We start from the raw sequence: 15696 nt of genomic DNA on the forward strand, positions 1-15696 counted from the left end.
CAATTCCTCCCTCACATCACTGACCCCGTTGAGGGGGGTGAAGGTGGATCAGCCTTTGCGCCAATATCCCGGCTGGGCGTAGGTGTGGCGCAAGAAATCCACGAACGCCCTGATCCGTAATGGCAAATGGCGGCGCTGGGCGAATACTGCATGGATATCGTTTCCCGGCGCCGCAAACTGGTCCAGCACGGTCTTGAGCTTGCCCGCATCGATTTCGGCATTGACCTCCCACATCGAGCGCCAGGCCAGCCCCTTGCCTGCCAGCGCCCAGTCGTGCAGCACCGCACCGTCGTTGCAGACCATGTTCCCGGCCACCTTGATCGTCACCGCTTTGCCGTGTTCGCGAAAGGTCCAGCCGCGCTGGCTGCCTTCGCTGCTGATCGGGAGGCAGTTGTGCTTTGCCAGGTCGGCCAGCGTTTCAGGCGTGCCATGGCGCTTGAGGTAGGCAGGGGAGGCCACCAGCACGCGCTGATTGTCGGCCAGCTTCATGCCCACCAAAGTGGAATCGGACAGGCTGGCGATGCGAATGGCCACATCCACACCTTCGCCCACCACGTCGACCAAGCGGTCGTTCAGGTTCAGGTTGACCGTCACTTCACGATGCTCGGCGAGAAACGATGGCAGCAGCGGCGCCACGTGCTGGCGTCCAAAGCCGGCAGGCGCGGAGACCAGCAGATGGCCGCTGGCCTTGGCGCTGCGCTCGGCCACGGCGGCCTCGGCTTCTTCGAGCTCGGCCAGGATGCGCTGGCAGTCTTCGAGGAAGGCCGCGCCTTCGTCGGTGAGCACCAGTTTGCGCGTGGTCCGCTGCAGCAGCTTGACGCCCAGGCGCGCCTCTAAGGCGTCGAGGCGGCGCCCGATCATCGCCGGCGCGATCGCCTCGGCGCGCGCCGCAGCCGACAGACTGCCGCGCGCGACAACCTCGACAAAGGTGGAAATCTGTCTGAACTGCCCCATCAACTGCTCCTGTCACTTGTGATAAAAACGCACAGATGAATGTATAAAATGTCTCGTTTAGCTACCAGATAGTGAATATACTGGAAGTCATATGAATCGCCAATGCGTTCGCCAGTTAGCCGCGTCAATGCGCTGTACCCGTTTTCCATTTTTACCTTTACAGGAGTACCTATGACAATCGCCACCCCAGCCGGTATGGACATCAAGGCCGAGATCTTGCCTGGCTACGAACAGATTCTGACGCCCCAAGCACTCGACCTGGTCGCAAAACTCACGCGCGCCTTCGAGCCGCGCCGCCAGGAACTGCTGGCCGCGCGCGTGGAACGCGCCAAGCGCCTTAACGCCGGCGAGCGTCCCGACTTTTTGCCAGAAACGGCGCACATCCGCGCCGGCGACTGGAAGATCGCACCGATTCCACCCGCGCTGGAATGCCGCCGCGTTGAAATCACCGGCCCGGTCGAACGCAAGATGGTCATCAACGCCTTCAATTCGGGCGCCGATAGCTACATGACCGACTTCGAAGACTCGAACACGCCGAACTGGGACAACCAGATCACCGGCCAGATCAACATGCGCGACGCCGTGCGCCGCACCATCTCGATGGAGCAGAACGGCAAGACCTACAAGCTGAACGACAAGATCGCCACGCTGGTGGTGCGTCCGCGCGGCTGGCACCTCGACGAAAAGCACGTGCTGGTCGACGGCAAGCGCATCTCGGGCGGCATTTTCGACTTCGCGCTGTTCATGGTCCACAACGCCAAAGAGCAGCTCGCACGCGGCGCCGGCCCGTATTTTTATCTGCCCAAGATGGAGTCGCACCTTGAAGCGCGCCTGTGGAACGACATCTTCGTGATGACGCAAAACGAACTGGGGCTGCCGCAAGGGACGATCAAGGCCACGGTACTGATCGAGACCATCCTCGCCGCCTTCGAGATGGATGAGATTTTGTACGAGCTGCGCGAACACAGCTCCGGCCTGAATGCGGGTCGCTGGGACTACATCTTCTCATGCATCAAAAAATTCAAGCTCGACAAAGACTTCTGCCTGGCGGACCGGCCCAAGGTGACGATGACGTCGCCGTTCATGCGCGCCTACGCCTTGCTGCTGCTGCAAACGTGCCACAAGCGCAATGCGCCGGCCATTGGCGGCATGGCGGCGCTGATCCCGATCAAGAACGATCCGGAGAAAAATGACATCGCGATGGGCGGCGTTCGCAGCGACAAGGCGCGCGACGCGACCGACGGCTACGACGGCGGCTGGGTTGCGCATCCGGGCCTGGTGGCGCTGGCGATGGGCGAATTCACCAAGGTGCTGGGCGATAAAAAAAACCAGATCGACAAGCAGCGCCCGGACATCAGCGTCACCGCCGCCGAACTGCTGGACTTCAAGCCGGAAGCGCCGATCACGGAGGCGGGCCTGCGCTACAACATCAACGTCGGCATCCATTATCTGGGCAGCTGGCTGGCCGGTAACGGCTGCGTGCCGATCCATAACCTGATGGAAGACGCGGCCACCGCCGAGATCAGCCGCTCGCAGGTGTGGCAGTGGATCCGTTCGACCAAGGGCGTGCTCGAAGACGGGCGCAAGGTCACCGCCGACATGGTGCGCGCGATGATTCCCGAGGAATTGGTGAAGGTGAAGGGCGTGGCGCCAAATGGCGACAATCCGACGTACGTGCGCGCCGCGCAGATCTTTGAAGAGATGTCGACGTCGGAAGACTTTGCCGAATTCCTGACGCTGCCGTTGTACGAAGAGATTTAAGGTTGCGATTTGGCGCAATGCGCTTTTCCGCCCTACGAAGACGCCGCCGTGACGCGGCGTTTTTTTTGGCCCGGGCTGCGAAAAGGACGAAGTCTCCTTAGCGCCAAGCGTGACGAGGACACTGCCTTGCCAACAGCGCCTATACCAGCCTGGCTTCCCGTTCCCGCACCAATTGCGCAAATTGCGCAGCCGGCACCGTGGGGCTCAGATAGTACCCCTGCAAGAGATCGCAAAACTGCTCGCGCAGGTAGTTCAGCTGCGCTTGCGTCTCCACGCCCTCGGCCACCACTTCCAGCCTCAGGCTGTGTGCAAGCGCGATGATCCCCTTGATGATCGCCGCGTCGTCGGCATCTTGCGGCACGTCGCGCACGAACGAGCGGTCGATCTTGATGATGTCGACCGGGAAGCGCTTCAAATACGACAGCGACGAATACCCGGTGCCGAAGTCGTCGATCGAGATCCGCACGCCGAGCGCGCGCAGCCGGTGCAGCGCCTGCAGCGTGTCCGATGCATGCTCCATCAGCGTGCTTTCGGTGATCTCCAGCTCCAGCAAGTGCGCCGGCAAGCCGGTATCGATCAGGGCCGCTTCCACCGTCGCGGCGAAGTTTTTCTGCAGCAGCTGGCGCACCGACAGGTTGACCGCCACCCGCATCGACGGCAAACCCTCGTCGAGCCACGCGCGCAGCTGCGCGCAGGCGGTGCGCAGCACGAACTCGCCCAGCGGGTTAATCAGGCCGGTTTCTTCGGCCAGCGGGATGAAGTCATTCGGCGCCACCATGCCGCGCGTGGCGTGGTTCCAGCGCACCAGCGCTTCCATACCGATGATGCGTTCGTCCCCCAGCCGCGCCTGCGGCTGGTAGTACACATCCAGTTCGCCGTGTTCGAGTGCGCGCCGCAAGTCGCTTTCCAGGCGCACGTGTTCCGAGATGGTGTTTTCCATCGACGCTTCGTAGAACTGAAAGCCGGTGTTGGTCTTTTTGGCGCGGTACATGGCGCTGTCGGCGTGCTTGACCAGTGTTGCCACATCGAGCCCGTCGTGCGGATACAGCGCAATGCCCACGCTGCTGGTGACAAAAATGTCGTGGCCATCGATCTGGAAAGGCGCGGCCAGTGCGCGGCAGATATTCTGGGCCGCGCTTGCCGCCGGCGCGGGGCCGTCGATATCGGCAAGCACGATGGTGAATTCGTCCCCGCCCAGGCGCGCCAGCGTTTCCATGCTGCGCACGGTGCGCCGCATGCGCTGCGCCACGGCCACCAGCAGGCGGTCGCCCACATCGTGACCGAGATTGTCATTGACGTATTTAAAGCGGTCCAGGTCCAGAAACAGCACCGCCAGCATCGACTGTTGCATCTGCGCCTGGTGCACCGCCTGGCCGAGCAGGTCGAAGAACAGCGTGCGGTTGGGCAGGCCCGTCAACAAGTCGTTATAGGCCAGGTGGCGAATCCGCTTTTCGGCGCGGTTGGCCTCGATGATGCGGCGCACGCGCTGCGACAGAACGGCGTAATGAATCGGCTTGGGGATGTAGTCGCTGGCGCCGGCGGCAAAGGCCCGTTCGACCGAGGAGTTGTCTTCCAGCGCGGTGATCATCAAGACCGGTATCGCCCGGCCGCCGGGCAGCTCCTGCATGCGCGCGCAGGCGGTGAAGCCATCCATGACGGGCATCACCGCGTCCATCAGGATCACGTCGGGCTTGAAACGCTTGAGCATGGTCAGGGCCTGGGCGCCGTCGGCCGCTTCCTCGACCTTGAAGCCGTCGCGCTGCAGCGTGTAGCGCAGCGTGCTGCGGGTGCTGCGGTCGTCGTCGACGATCAGTACCTGCGCGACATCGTCGGTGTCGACGGGCGCGTTGTGGAAGCTGTCGCTGCCGCTCACTACGCTGGCAAGCGAACCGGCGACGGCATTGTAGGCCATGCGCAGGCGCGCCAACAGCGGCACGATCTGTTCGAGGTCGCCGGCCATGGCCAGTTCTTCGGCTTCCTTGGCCAGTTGCGCCAGGCCGCCGGCGCCCAGGTTGCCGGACGCGCCCTTGATGGCGTGCGCCCTGGCGCGGGCGGTGCCGGCGTCGCGCCCGTGTACGGCAGCTTCCAGTTCGAGCAGGTATTGCGCCGTGTCTTCCAGGAAGGGCGCGACGGCTTGCGGCAGCATCGGCCCCATGACTTCGCGCAGCTTGGCGAACGTGGGCAGGTCGATCGGGCTCCCGGCGTCGTCGCCGTCCATGTCCGCCTGAATGCGCGGCAACCACCTGTCGAGCTTCTGGCGCAGTTCGACCAGGGTGATGGGCTTGGCGAGGTAGTCGTCCATGCCGGCAGCGAGGCATTTTTCGGCGTCGCCGCTCTGGGTGTTGGCCGTCATGGCCACCAGCGGCGTGCGGCGAGCGCTGCCCATTTCGTGCGCGCGGATCTGCGCGGTCGCTTCGTAGCCGTCCATGTCGGGCATGCTGCAATCCATCAGGATCAGGTCGAAGTGTCCGGCCCGCGCCGCCTCCAGCGCTTCGCGTCCGTTCGCTGCGAACTCGCACGCGCAGCCATTGATGGCCAGCATGGCGGCGGCGACCATCTGGTTGGTGCGATTGTCTTCGGCCACGAGGACGCGGTAGGCAAGGGGCTGGGGCGCCCCCGGTGCGCTTGCCGGGGGGGACGGCGCGGGGGCGCCATCAAACAGGTCCTGGAGCGCCCGCAGCAGGCGGCTCTGGCGCAGCGGCTTGCCGAGCGTGGCCTGGCCGTCGACCAGGCTGCCCCCGCCCGGCGCGCCGAAGCGGTCCAGGATCAGCACGCGGGTGCCGGGCGCCTGTAGCGCGATCTGGCGCGCCAGGTCGTTGCCGTCGTCGTCGAGCGCGCCGATGTCCATGATCGCGATGGCGTAAGGTTGTGCGCTGTCGCTGCCCGCCTTGAGCTGCGCCAGCGCCGCGCCGCCCCAGCGCGTGGCGTGGCACGTCATGCCGTGGCGCGCCAGGCATTGTTCAATGAAGCTGCGTACGACCAGGCTGTCGTCGACGGCGATCACGCGCAGGCCGGCCAGCGCGGGATGGGGCCGCGGCGGCGCCAGGTCGGGCGCAGGGCGGCACAAGATGGTAAATGCAAAAACGCTGCCTTCGCCGGGCGTGCTAGCGACGGTGATGGCGCCGCCCATCAGGCCAACGAGCTGCTTGCAAATCGCCAGGCCAAGGCCGGTGCCGCCGTACCTGCGCGTGGTTGACGGGTCGGCCTGGGCGAACGACTCGAACAAGCGGGCCTGCTGAGCGCAGCTCATGCCGATGCCGCTGTCGCGCACCTCGACGCGCAGCGCGAACTGCGGACCGGGCACCAGGCCAAGCGCAATTGCAACGTCGCCGTGTTCGGTGAACTTGACGGCGTTGCCGACCAGGTTGATGAGCACCTGGCGCAGGCGCAGCGCGTCGCCCACCACGCGCGCGGGCACATCGGCGTCCAGCAGGTAAGCGAGTTCCACGTCGCGCTCCTGCGCCTGTTGGGCAACGAGCTCGATGACTTCTTCGAGCAGTTCGCGCAGGTCGAAGTCGACTTCTTCCAGCGCCAGCTTGCCCGCTTCCATTTTGGAGAAGTCGAGGATGTTGTTGATCAGTTCAATGAGCGTGCGCGACGAATTCCAGGCCACGTCAACGCACTGGGCCTGGCGCTGGTTCAGGTTCATTTCCTTGAGCATGTCGAGCATGCCGACCACGCCATTTAACGGGGTGCGCACTTCGTGGCTGACGGTGGCGGCAAACTGCGCCTTCATGGCGGCCATGCTGACGGCGGCGTCGCGCGAGTCCTTCAGTTCGGCCTCGCGCTGTTCGAGTACGACCATCATCTTGTTAAAGGCGCTGGCCATGTCGATGATGTCGCGCGGGCCGTCGGGCGCGGCGCGCATGCCCGACTCGCCCAGTTCGGCGCGCCGCATCAGATGCGACAAGGCGTTGAGGGGGTTGATCATGCGCCGCGTGAGCAGGCGCACCACGGCGAGCAGGATCACGGCGAACGACAGGCTGATGGCCAGGTTGCCGACCAGGAGCGAGAGCGTCAGGCGGCGCAGGGTATCCTTGGCCACCCACACGTGCACGTAGCCGAGCAGTTGCGGCGCGCTTTCGTGCAGGTCGAAGGGCGAGGCGGCCGCGGCGCCCCCGTACACGGGTGCGATGAAGCGCCAGGCGCTGTCGCTCTCCCCGGCCAGCATGGCATGCGCCAGCGCTGTTGGCACGGCGGGGGCGGTGACGGGTGCGGCGTCCTTCTGGCTGCGCGCCAGCAGCACATGCTGGAGCGTGTCGGTGATCTGGACGTGCGAGACGTCCGGGAAGCTGAGGGTGGTGGCAACGACCTCGCTGGCGTTTTCGCCCGAGTGGTAAAGCAGCGCCAGCGTGCTCTGGCGGGCCAGATTTTCGGCGATGCGCTGGCCTTGCTCGACAAAATGCTCGCGCATGCGGGTCCTGGCTTCCCAGGAGTTGATCAGCGACGAAAAAAGCGCCAGGCCCAGGATCGCCGCCGAGACAATGATCGTGAGCTGGCGACGAAAACCGGTGCGGCGCAGGAAGCCATTGATCATCGCGTCAAGGCTCCGGAAAAATGAAGTCGAACGTGCGTTGCTGCTGGTAGCCGATGTTCAGGCCCATGTGGTGGGCGGTACGCAAATTGAGCGCGGTGTGCAATTCGCGCAGCGGCTGCACGCCTTTGCGGCGCAGTTCGCCCGCCATCAGGCCGAGCGCCGAACTTGCCAGCGACTTGCCCAGCTCGACATTGTTGGGACTCATGGCGAACAGCGCGCCTTTTTTCGCGTGCAGCACGTTGCTTGAAAAAATAGGCACGCCCTGGTTCCAGGACTGCTTCAGGATCAGCGGCAGCAGCGTGCTTTCTTCGACGGTGGTGGTGTCGTGCGGCAGCCACAGCGCGTCGCGCTTGCCGTCGGCCGCCTTCAGTACGCTGGCGTAAAGGGTCGCGGCCTGGCCCAGGTCGCGCGCTTCGTGGGCCACCAGTTCCAGGCCCTGGGCGCGCGCCGCCTCGCGCGCCAGGCGCAGCAGCCATTCGGTTTTGGTCGGGTCGTACACCACCAGCACGCGCCGCACGTCCGGCAGCAGCGTACGCAGGCGCGCAAACAGCAGGGCCGGATCGGGGGTCAGGCTGATCCCATTCAAGTTGACGATTTCGGCGTCCGACAGCAGCAGCGCGCCGCCCACCAGGACCAGGATGTCGCGATCCAGGCCTGCGGCCGCGGCCAGGCCCTGGCGCCCGAGCGCGATGACAACGCGGGTATTGGCGCGCTTGAGGCGTGCGTTCAGTTCGGCCGGGTCGGTGCGCGCTTCGACCAGATAGCTGCGCACCCGTACCCGGGTGCGTTCTTCGATCCCCTGGATCATGGCAATGAAGGCGCTGCGCACCGGTTCCGACACGTCCGAATAGAGCACGGCGATGGCGCCCTTGCCGGCGCTGGCCTGCAGTTCCGGGCGACGCAGCTGGTCTTCGAGCTGGGCCAGCGTGATCGGGCGCATAGCATAGGCCGCGCCGGGGGCGCCGGCGTCGAGCCGCTCAAGCAGATGGGCCGACGCGGCAAAGCCGGCCGCACTGGCGGTGCTGATCTCGGCCGCGGCGTCGGTGCGCGCCCGGGCCGCCGCAGGGGCAAGCAAGGCCAGCGCCAGCAACAGGCAGACGGCGGCGCGCAGGACGCGCCCGGCATGAAAGAGCATAGTGATCATTGACAGCGACGCGAGGTGCCAACCAGGTTAAGCGACGGCCGCAAGGGGCGACAGTTTCCACGCGGCAGTATAAATCAGAAAAGTAGCTTTAAAGAAATAATGTTTATTGTCGGGCGTACGGGATCAGCGTGCGCGAGGCCATTTGCTTGCACGTATGCTTGCCATCTTAGAAATATTCCCCGTTCGACTTTGCTTGCCCGACCCGGGCCAGCAATGAACGCGCCCGGGCCGGTGGCAGCGCCATGCTGACAATGAGCACCTTGAGGGCGGCGCGCCGCTGTGTCGATACCGGTGTCTTCATTCGCGCCTCGATGGCCGGCAACAAGGCGCGCCCCTCTTGCTTTAACACGGCAAGCTTTTCCAGCGTACTTGAAAAAGGTTCCTTGCCGGGCCCGGCGCCGATCTGCCTGGCGAACGCGGCCAATACTGCCGGTTCGCCGTCCGCCACCACCAACAGCGCCTCGAGCGCCTTGCGACCCGATTCGCCGCCCTGTTCCATCAGGCCGATCAACACCGGCGTGCTGGAGCGGGCCTTGCGAGCGTGCCGCGCCAGCATGTCGACCGCTGCGCCGCTACCGTGGCGCGCCGCCTCGGTCAGCAGCGCGATCGCCTTGTCCGGGTTGGTGGCGCCGGCCACGTCGTTGTAGTCCAGGCAAGCTTGTTCGCGCAGCGCGGCAACGCCGGCATGGCGCAGCAAGACCTGATGCAAGCGTGGATCGTCGCCAATGATGCCGGTCAGGGCGTGCGCCGCATGGCCGGCCCGTACGCCGTCACCCTGGGCGGCCGCCAGCAAGGCAGGCACCAGGGGCGCGGCGTCCTTCCCGAACGTGGCGATCATGTCGCCAGCCTGCGCCGACTGGGCGCTGGCGCCCCCGGTCAGTGCCGCAAGAAGGGCGGGCAGGATTGGCCGCAGCAATGTGTTGGCGCTTGCCGGGGCCGCCGCATCGGACGCCGACTTCAGGTTGTTCAAAAGCGCATACGCGCGCTCTTCTGCATCCCGGGCGAGTTTGGCGTCGGACGACACCATGTCTTGCGCCAGCAGCTTGCCGAAAGGCTCCACGAAAGCGCGGCTTTGCGCCGGCGCCAAGATGAACAGGGTGGCCAAGGCCGCCCTGGCGCAGCCCTTGGCTGACACGCTCGCCGACGCTGCGCTTGTGGTCGATGCAAGCTTGAGCAGATCGGGCATGGCCGCAACGTCGCCGGCGGACAGTTCGCCCCCCTGTGCGTGACCGGTCATGCACACGGCTTGCGCGATGCGCTCCTTGTTGCCACTGGCCAGCGCTTGCTTGAGCATGCCAAAGCCGGTGCACGAAGCGCCCTTGGGGTTGGCGAAATCCACGCCGGTGATGCCTGAGGGACGCAGTGTGTCTTCGACCTCCAGCATTCCGGCCCAGCCGCGAATGCTGACCCGGCCGCCGGCCCCGTCACAGGGCATGAGGATCATGTCGGCCCCATTGCCGCGCGCCGTTGCGCCCAACTTGGGCACGTCGCAGGCATTGGACTGGTAAAGTAATTGCGCAAAAGGCGTGCTCGCCTTTGTCGGGCCCCCGTCGGCGCGAATGGCCGAGAAATACAGGATTGCGCCCGCGTAGCGCTTTAGCCCGTCCGGGACGACATAATGAAAATCCTGCACGGTGGCAGCCGACGCGTACCCGCACGACCCGCCTGCGGGCCTTGCCATCATCTTGCGCTCGGGACGGCCGTCAAGCGCCAGCGCGTAGTCGGCGCCCGTCATGGTTACCGGTGCAGCGTCGATCGCATGCTCCACCTTTGCCGGATAGCGCCAGGAAGCGCTTGGCCCCTGGTATGCAATGGCATAACGCGCGCCCGCTTTGAAACCGGCGGTCGGTCCGATGCGCACCAGGCCGGTCGCCGCTTGCATGGCTGCGCTGATGTCGATCAGCCGCCCCGCGCGCAACATGGCTTGCCAGTTCAAGGGACGTGACGAAACGCGAAAGCGCGCCCGGTCGGCGGCGCTGGCAAAGCGAAACGCGCGCGGGGCGGCGATGCCGTCGGCGGCGCCCGGCAGCGTGACGCGCGTGATGCGAACCGGAATGGGCCCCTTGTCCAGCGTGGACGTCATCGTAAAACTGGACGGGGACAGGGCGCGTGGCACGCCACTGTAAATGACGAAGTCGCCTTCGGCGCGCAGGATGCTGGCCTGAGGCGGCCGGGTTGGCAGGAACAGGGCCCCGCATGCGTTCGCCGGAAGTTGCTTCATATCGGCATGAATGAATCCGGCTTCTTCAGCAAAGTTGCACGAGCATGCCAGCGCTGCCTGAGGCCACATCGTGGCAGCAAGCATCATCAGGGCGCCCATCGTATATGTCGTCATGTGTCTATTCCTTGAGCGCGCACGCGCTTGGGGCTGTTGGACCAGGATGGACGCTGGTTCAGGCGGCACCGGGCCTGCGGCACGCAGCGGCAGTCCGCGTCAATACAGGCGCAAGTCCGATCTAAGCAGTGGAAATATTTTCGTTCCGCAAGGAATGTCAGAAAGTATTCTTCCATTCGCGCAGGGCCGCAAAGACTGCCGGCGGAGCGGCGCCCGGGGCCAGTTTTCCGGCGTCCACGAGCTCGCTTGCGATGGCGCTTTGGGTAGCGCGCAGGAAAGGATTGGTGGCTTTTTCCAGGCCGATGGTCGATGGAATGGTCGGCAAGCCGCGCGCGCGCTTGGCGTTTTCGGCCTCGATGCGCGCGCCAATGGCAGTGTTGCCCGGCTCGACTGCATGCGCGAACGCCAGGTTGGCCAGCGTGTATTCGTGCGCGCAATAGACCAGCGTGTCGTCGGGCAGCGCGGCCAGTCTGGTCAGCGAATCGTGCAACTGGGCCGGCGTGCCTTCGAACAGGCGTCCGCACCCGCCGGCAAAGAGCGTGTCGCCGCAAAACAGCCATGGCTGCGCTGGTGTCCGGCGCAGGTAGGCGATATGCCCGAGCGTGTGGCCGGGCACGTCAAAGACGCGCAGGGCAAGGTCGAGCCCGGGCACGTCGATGCAATCGCCTTCGCCCAGCGGCACCGTGACCGCTGCAATACCGTCGCCGCGCGGGCCGAACACGGGCACATCTGCCGTGGCGAGCAAGGCCGGCACGCCGCCGATATGGTCAGCATGGTGATGCGTGAGTAAAATGGCAGTGAGCGTGAGATGATGTGCGGCCAGTGCGGCGAGGATGGGTGCCGCGTCGCCCGGGTCGACGACGGCCGCGTGGTCGCCGTCATGCACCAGCCACAAGTAATTGTTCTGGAAGGCGGGGACGGCGAGAACGCGCAACGCGTGCTGCGATGAGGTGGGCATAGTGGAAGTTTCCGAGAGAATCAACGAGGGTCAGGCATGGACAGTGCGGCATCAGAGAAGTCCATTATAGCGCTCGACGAGTGGCTGCAAACACCGGCCGGCGTGTATGTGCGTGCGTGGGAGCAAGCTTGTCTGGACGAATTGACGGCTGATATTTTCGGTTTCAATGCCGTCCAGGTCGGCCTGCCGCAAATCAATGCGCTGGCGGCCAATCGCATGCCCAACAAATGGCAGGCGGCCATGCGCACCTCCAGCCTGGCCCAGTTGCAACAGGTCGCCGACGGCAAACAGATTGCCGTGGCGCTCGATTTTGCCGAGTTGCCCTTCGCCTCGCAAAGCCTGGACCTGGTGGTCTTGCCGCATGTGCTGGAGTTTGCCGCCGAGCCGCACCAGGTGTTGCGCGAAGTCGAGCGGGTGCTCATTCCTGAAGGCCAGGTCATCATTTGCGGCTTCAATCCAGCCAGCCTGTGGGGCGCGCGCCAGGGCGTAAGTCGGATCACGCGCAAGCACTACCTGCCGGTCGCGGGCGAATTCATCTCTATGCCGCGCATGAAAGACTGGTTAAAATTGTTGAACCTGCGGGTGGGCGGCAGCCACTTCGGCTGTTATTCGCCGCCCTGTCGCACGGCCAAATGGCTCAACCGCTTTGCCTTTATGGAAAATGCGGGACAGCGCTGGTGGCCTTACTTGGGCGCGGTGTACATGGTGCATGCGGTCAAGCGGGTCAAGGGCATGACAATGGTCGGGCCTGCATGGAATAGAAAGTCTGCCTCGTCTTCCCAGGCGGTGCCGGCGACGAATCGGAAATAGAACGCGTGAGCGAGACAGAGAAAGCAAGTATGAGTAAAGTGGATATTTTTACCGATGGCGCTTGCAAGGGCAATCCAGGCAAGGGCGGTTGGGGGGCATTGCTGGTGGCCGACGGCCACGAGAAGGAAATTTTTGGAGGCGAACCGAACACCACCAACAACCGCATGGAATTGCGCGCCGTAATCGAAGCGCTGACGATTTTGACGCGCCCTTGTGAAGTGGTGCTGCACACCGACAGCCAGTACGTACAAAAAGGTATTTCCGAGTGGATCCATGGCTGGAAGGCGCGCGGCTGGAAAACGGCCGCCAAGGAACCGGTCAAGAATGAAGATTTGTGGAAGGCGCTGGACCTGGCCCAGCACCAGCATAAGGTCGAGTGGAAATGGGTGCGCGGACACAATGGGCATCCAGGCAATGAACGGGCCGACGTGCTGGCCAATCGCGGCGCCGAGACCGTCGGCCGCTAGCCGTTTCCCGTGTCCGCCGGCGCGCTTTGCTATACTGCGCGCCTTTCTTTGCCCAACACCTGGAACAGCATGCGTCAAATCGTCCTCGATACTGAAACTACCGGCCTGAACCCCCGCACGGGCGACCGGGTGATTGAAATTGGCTGCGTGGAATTGAAAAACCGCATGCTGACGGGAAATAATTTTCACCGGTATATCAATCCGGAGCGCGATTCGGAAGAGGGCGCGTTGGCGGTGCACGGCATCACGACCGAATTTTTGCGCGACAAGCCGAAGTTTGCGGAGATTGTCGCTGAGCTGCGCGACTATATCCAGGGCGCCGAAGTCATCATCCACAACGCGCCGTTCGACCTGGGCTTTTTGAACAACGAATTCAAATTGCTCGGCTTGCCATCGTTTACCGGGCATTGCAGCAGCGTGATCGATACGCTGGTCAACGCCAAGGAAATGCGGCCAGGCAAGCGCAACTCGCTCGACGCGCTGTGCGATCACTATGGCGTCTCGAACGCGCACCGCAAGCTGCACGGCGCGCTGCTCGACGCCGAATTGCTGGCCGATGTGTATTTGTCGATGACACGCGGACAAAACAGCCTGTCCATGGATCTCGAGGAAGAAGTGGCCGAAGGCGGCGGCTTGCTGGAGGCGGTCGCGCTGGCCGACATCGTGTTGCTGGCCGCGAGCGCCGAAGAGCTGGCCGAACATGAAACCCTGCTCGGCGGCCTCGACAACGCGGTCAAAGGCAGCTGTATTTGGAGAAATTACGCGCCAAGCGTGACGATTTGAAAATGGTGTGCGATAATACGCCGCGTTTCGGGAGGTTAGCTCAGGGGTAGAGCACTGCATTCACACTGCAGGGGTCGCAAGTTCGAAACTTGCACTTCCCACCAAAATTCGTTGAAATATCAAAGGCTTGCGCGTGATGCGTCAGGCCTTTTTTTGTTTCTGGGGAAATGTACGGGAAAAGTACGGGATTTTACTGCGGACGGTGGTGGACTTACATGGACGAGTCTGTCGATAGTGTTCTGGCAGGTTCAGACTGTCGCACAGGGCGGCTATGCGTTCATGCTGCAGATTCATGCCGCCACTCCTTCGGCCACGCGTTCAAGCAGTGCGTCGTACACCCGCAACGGATGCTGCGGCCTGCGGCCGGGCCGCTGCAATGTCCGCGCGCCACGGAGCCGGCAACACCTGCAGGTGCGCTGCTTCTCGCTTCAGGCTTCGGCCGGCGGTTCCTTCGTCGTCCCATGGACGCGCGCGTTGGCAACCTCGGCCAGCCAGTGCGCCACTTCCACGTTGGCAGTGACGACATCGAGCTTCTGGCCGCTCTGCGCCAAGCGGCTGGCCAGCGGCACGTAAAACGAGCGGCGCAGGTAGCCGTTAAAGCGTTCGACCTTGCCTTTGGTTTTTGCTCGGTACGGCTGGCACAGCTTGATGACGAAGCCGCTATGTTTGGCGTAGTCCAGGAAGCCGGCGTGGAAGCGGTGCTGCCCGTCGCCGTATGCATCGCGCTCGAGCACAACGGTCTTCATGTTGTCGTACAGGATCCGCTTGGTCACGCCGCCGAAGAACGCGAAGGCGCGCTCGTGGCAGCCGATCAGCGTCTCCACCTTCATGTTGCTGACGAACTCCACATAGCTGGCCCGGCTAAAGCCCAGGGTGGCGCAGAAGGCGTGCAGCGGCGAGCTGCCTTTGCGGAACTCGACCCAGTCGACCTGCAACTGCTCGCCCATGCCGTTTTGAACTGCACCACTGGGTCGGCGACTGGCGTCGGCCGCAGCGTCCGCATGAAGGCGCGCAGCTGGCTCATGCCGCCTTGGTAGCCGCGTCCAGCGATCTCGCGGTACAACACGGTCGCCGGAATCGTATCTGGGTGTGCAGCCTCCTGGCGCTCCCTCAGATAATCCTCGAACTGCTGCAGCTTCGACTGGCGCTTCACCTTGCGTTCGTACTTCGGCACCGCCTCCAGGGCAGGTGCCGCCGCACCGTGTTCACTGCACAGCCGACCTCGGCAGCGATCTGCCGCAGACTTAACCCATGCTTACTGAGTAGTTGAATTTCCACGTACACCTCTTTGGGTTTCAAGGCCGCTCCGCAAAGCGACCATCTTCTCAAATTGGTGTGTCAGTTTTCAATCGCTGCCTGTATCAGTTTACAACCGCTGCTGACACGTGCGGGCGGGTGAACGGGTGATGGCACTACTACGTCGCTGCTATGCCAAGTTGCACCTCGTGGTCAACGAAAGCAAGAGCGCTGTGGCCAGCGTGTTTGGCCGCAAGTTTCTCGGTTACAGCCTGTGGTGGCGCGTGGAGGCGAAGTGAAACGCAAGGTGGCTGAGAAGCCACTCAATACGTTCAAACAACGCGTCCGTGAGCTGACCTGCCGTTCAACGGCGGTTGGCGACACCTAAGCCGCGCCATCACAGGGCGCACACCCCAGCTCCTGCTGCACCTGCATCAACAGACCGTCAATGCTGGTGCGCATGTCCACGGCCGCCGTCGCCAGACAGATCGACAGCCGAGAGATCCATCAACGAGCCGACATCGCTTTAGCCAGCCAACTCACCCACATATCGCTCGGCAAGGCCCATGCCCAGCCGCGCTTGCTGCGCAGGTCCGGAGGAGATCACTTTGGATGAAAATGCCGATCCGAATATCCCCCTGTGTCAGACTACTTGTCGGGTGTGTTTTTTGAACAAATTATGTCCTGATCTTGGTTGTTGTGGTGGAATTT

10 protein-coding genes, 1 tRNA gene and 2 pseudogenes are annotated in these 15696 nt (G+C 63.7%); 6 read left to right on the forward strand and 7 right to left on the reverse strand.

Translation table 11 applies throughout. The features are described from left to right. Positions 1 to 48: 48 nt before the first annotated feature. A complete protein-coding gene (locus tag ACP7BV_RS20005; protein ID WP_426106290.1) occupies positions 49 to 954 on the reverse strand; it encodes a LysR family transcriptional regulator in 906 nt (301 codons plus the stop codon). A 171-nt stretch (positions 955 to 1125) separates the two neighbouring features. Here ACP7BV_RS20005 and aceB point away from each other — a divergent pair, with 171 nt between their 5' ends. Then, the gene (gene aceB / locus ACP7BV_RS20010; RefSeq protein WP_426106291.1) at positions 1126 to 2715 is read left to right on the forward strand and encodes a malate synthase A; all 1590 of its coding nucleotides are present in this window, start codon (positions 1126 to 1128) and stop codon (positions 2713 to 2715) included. Positions 2716 to 2854: 139 nt separating this feature from the next. Here the strand turns inward: aceB and ACP7BV_RS20015 are convergent, their stop codons facing one another. The 4 genes from ACP7BV_RS20015 to gloB all read right to left on the reverse strand — a co-directional run bounded on the left by ACP7BV_RS20015 (position 2855) and on the right by gloB (position 11689). Continuing rightward, on the reverse strand, positions 2855 to 7252 hold the full coding sequence (locus ACP7BV_RS20015; RefSeq protein ID WP_426106292.1) for an EAL domain-containing protein: 4398 nt from the start codon (positions 7250 to 7252) through the stop codon (positions 2855 to 2857). Between the two features lie 4 nt (positions 7253 to 7256). Beyond that, the gene (locus ACP7BV_RS20020; RefSeq protein ID WP_426106294.1) at positions 7257 to 8396 is read right to left on the reverse strand and encodes an ABC transporter substrate-binding protein; all 1140 of its coding nucleotides are present in this window, start codon (positions 8394 to 8396) and stop codon (positions 7257 to 7259) included. 166 nt (positions 8397 to 8562) lie between these two features. After that, a complete protein-coding gene (locus tag ACP7BV_RS20025; protein WP_426106295.1) occupies positions 8563 to 10731 on the reverse strand; it encodes a hypothetical protein in 2169 nt (722 codons plus the stop codon). A gap of 157 nt (positions 10732 to 10888) precedes the next feature. Beyond that, entirely contained in the window at positions 10889 to 11689 is an 801-nt protein-coding gene (gene gloB / locus ACP7BV_RS20030) for a hydroxyacylglutathione hydrolase (protein WP_426106296.1), read from the reverse strand. Between the two features lie 36 nt (positions 11690 to 11725). Here gloB and ACP7BV_RS20035 point away from each other — a divergent pair, with 36 nt between their 5' ends. The 4 genes from ACP7BV_RS20035 (at position 11726) to ACP7BV_RS20050 (ending at position 13853) form a co-directional block, all read left to right on the forward strand. Next, the gene (locus tag ACP7BV_RS20035; protein WP_426106297.1) at positions 11726 to 12499 is read left to right on the forward strand and encodes a class I SAM-dependent methyltransferase; all 774 of its coding nucleotides are present in this window, start codon (positions 11726 to 11728) and stop codon (positions 12497 to 12499) included. Positions 12500 to 12528: 29 nt separating this feature from the next. After that, a complete protein-coding gene (rnhA, locus tag ACP7BV_RS20040) occupies positions 12529 to 12966 on the forward strand; it encodes a ribonuclease HI (protein ID WP_426106298.1) in 438 nt (145 codons plus the stop codon). A 69-nt stretch (positions 12967 to 13035) separates the two neighbouring features. Next, positions 13036 to 13749: a DNA polymerase III subunit epsilon gene (gene dnaQ / locus ACP7BV_RS20045; protein ID WP_426106300.1), complete on the forward strand. Its 714-nt coding sequence runs from the start codon at positions 13036 to 13038 to the stop codon at positions 13747 to 13749. Positions 13750 to 13778: 29 nt separating this feature from the next. Further along, positions 13779 to 13853: transfer RNA gene (locus ACP7BV_RS20050), tRNA-Val, on the forward strand. 241 nt (positions 13854 to 14094) lie between these two features. Here the strand turns inward: ACP7BV_RS20050 and istA are convergent. Then, positions 14095 to 15048: pseudogene (gene istA / locus ACP7BV_RS20055) on the reverse strand (IS21 family transposase); the annotation flags it as partial. Between the two features lie 89 nt (positions 15049 to 15137). Here istA and ACP7BV_RS20060 point away from each other — a divergent pair. After that, positions 15138 to 15352: pseudogene (locus tag ACP7BV_RS20060) on the forward strand (group II intron reverse transcriptase/maturase); the annotation flags it as partial. A 17-nt stretch (positions 15353 to 15369) separates the two neighbouring features. Here ACP7BV_RS20060 and tnpB read toward each other — a convergent pair. Next, on the reverse strand, positions 15370 to 15489 hold the full coding sequence (gene tnpB, locus ACP7BV_RS20065) for an IS66 family insertion sequence element accessory protein TnpB (RefSeq protein ID WP_426106303.1): 120 nt from the start codon (positions 15487 to 15489) through the stop codon (positions 15370 to 15372). Positions 15490 to 15696: the final 207 nt, after the last annotated feature.

This window comes from Massilia sp. TSP1-1-2, from assembly GCF_049896185.1.
Classification (GTDB): domain Bacteria; phylum Pseudomonadota; class Gammaproteobacteria; order Burkholderiales; family Burkholderiaceae_D; genus Telluria_A.

Coding starts and splice junctions, on each gene's coding strand:
- ACP7BV_RS20005 (WP_426106290.1), bottom strand. CDS start 954: ATGGGGCAGTTCAGACAGATTTCCACCTTTGTCGAGGTTGTCGCGCGC.
- aceB (WP_426106291.1), top strand. CDS start 1,126: ATGACAATCGCCACCCCAGCCGGTATGGACATCAAGGCCGAGATCTTG.
- ACP7BV_RS20015 (WP_426106292.1), bottom strand. CDS start 7,252: ATGATCAATGGCTTCCTGCGCCGCACCGGTTTTCGTCGCCAGCTCACG.
- ACP7BV_RS20020 (WP_426106294.1), bottom strand. CDS start 8,396: ATGATCACTATGCTCTTTCATGCCGGGCGCGTCCTGCGCGCCGCCGTC.
- ACP7BV_RS20025 (WP_426106295.1), bottom strand. CDS start 10,731: ATGACGACATATACGATGGGCGCCCTGATGATGCTTGCTGCCACGATG.
- gloB (WP_426106296.1), bottom strand. CDS start 11,689: ATGCCCACCTCATCGCAGCACGCGTTGCGCGTTCTCGCCGTCCCCGCC.
- ACP7BV_RS20035 (WP_426106297.1), top strand. CDS start 11,726: ATGGACAGTGCGGCATCAGAGAAGTCCATTATAGCGCTCGACGAGTGG.
- rnhA (WP_426106298.1), top strand. CDS start 12,529: ATGAGTAAAGTGGATATTTTTACCGATGGCGCTTGCAAGGGCAATCCA.
- dnaQ (WP_426106300.1), top strand. CDS start 13,036: ATGCGTCAAATCGTCCTCGATACTGAAACTACCGGCCTGAACCCCCGC.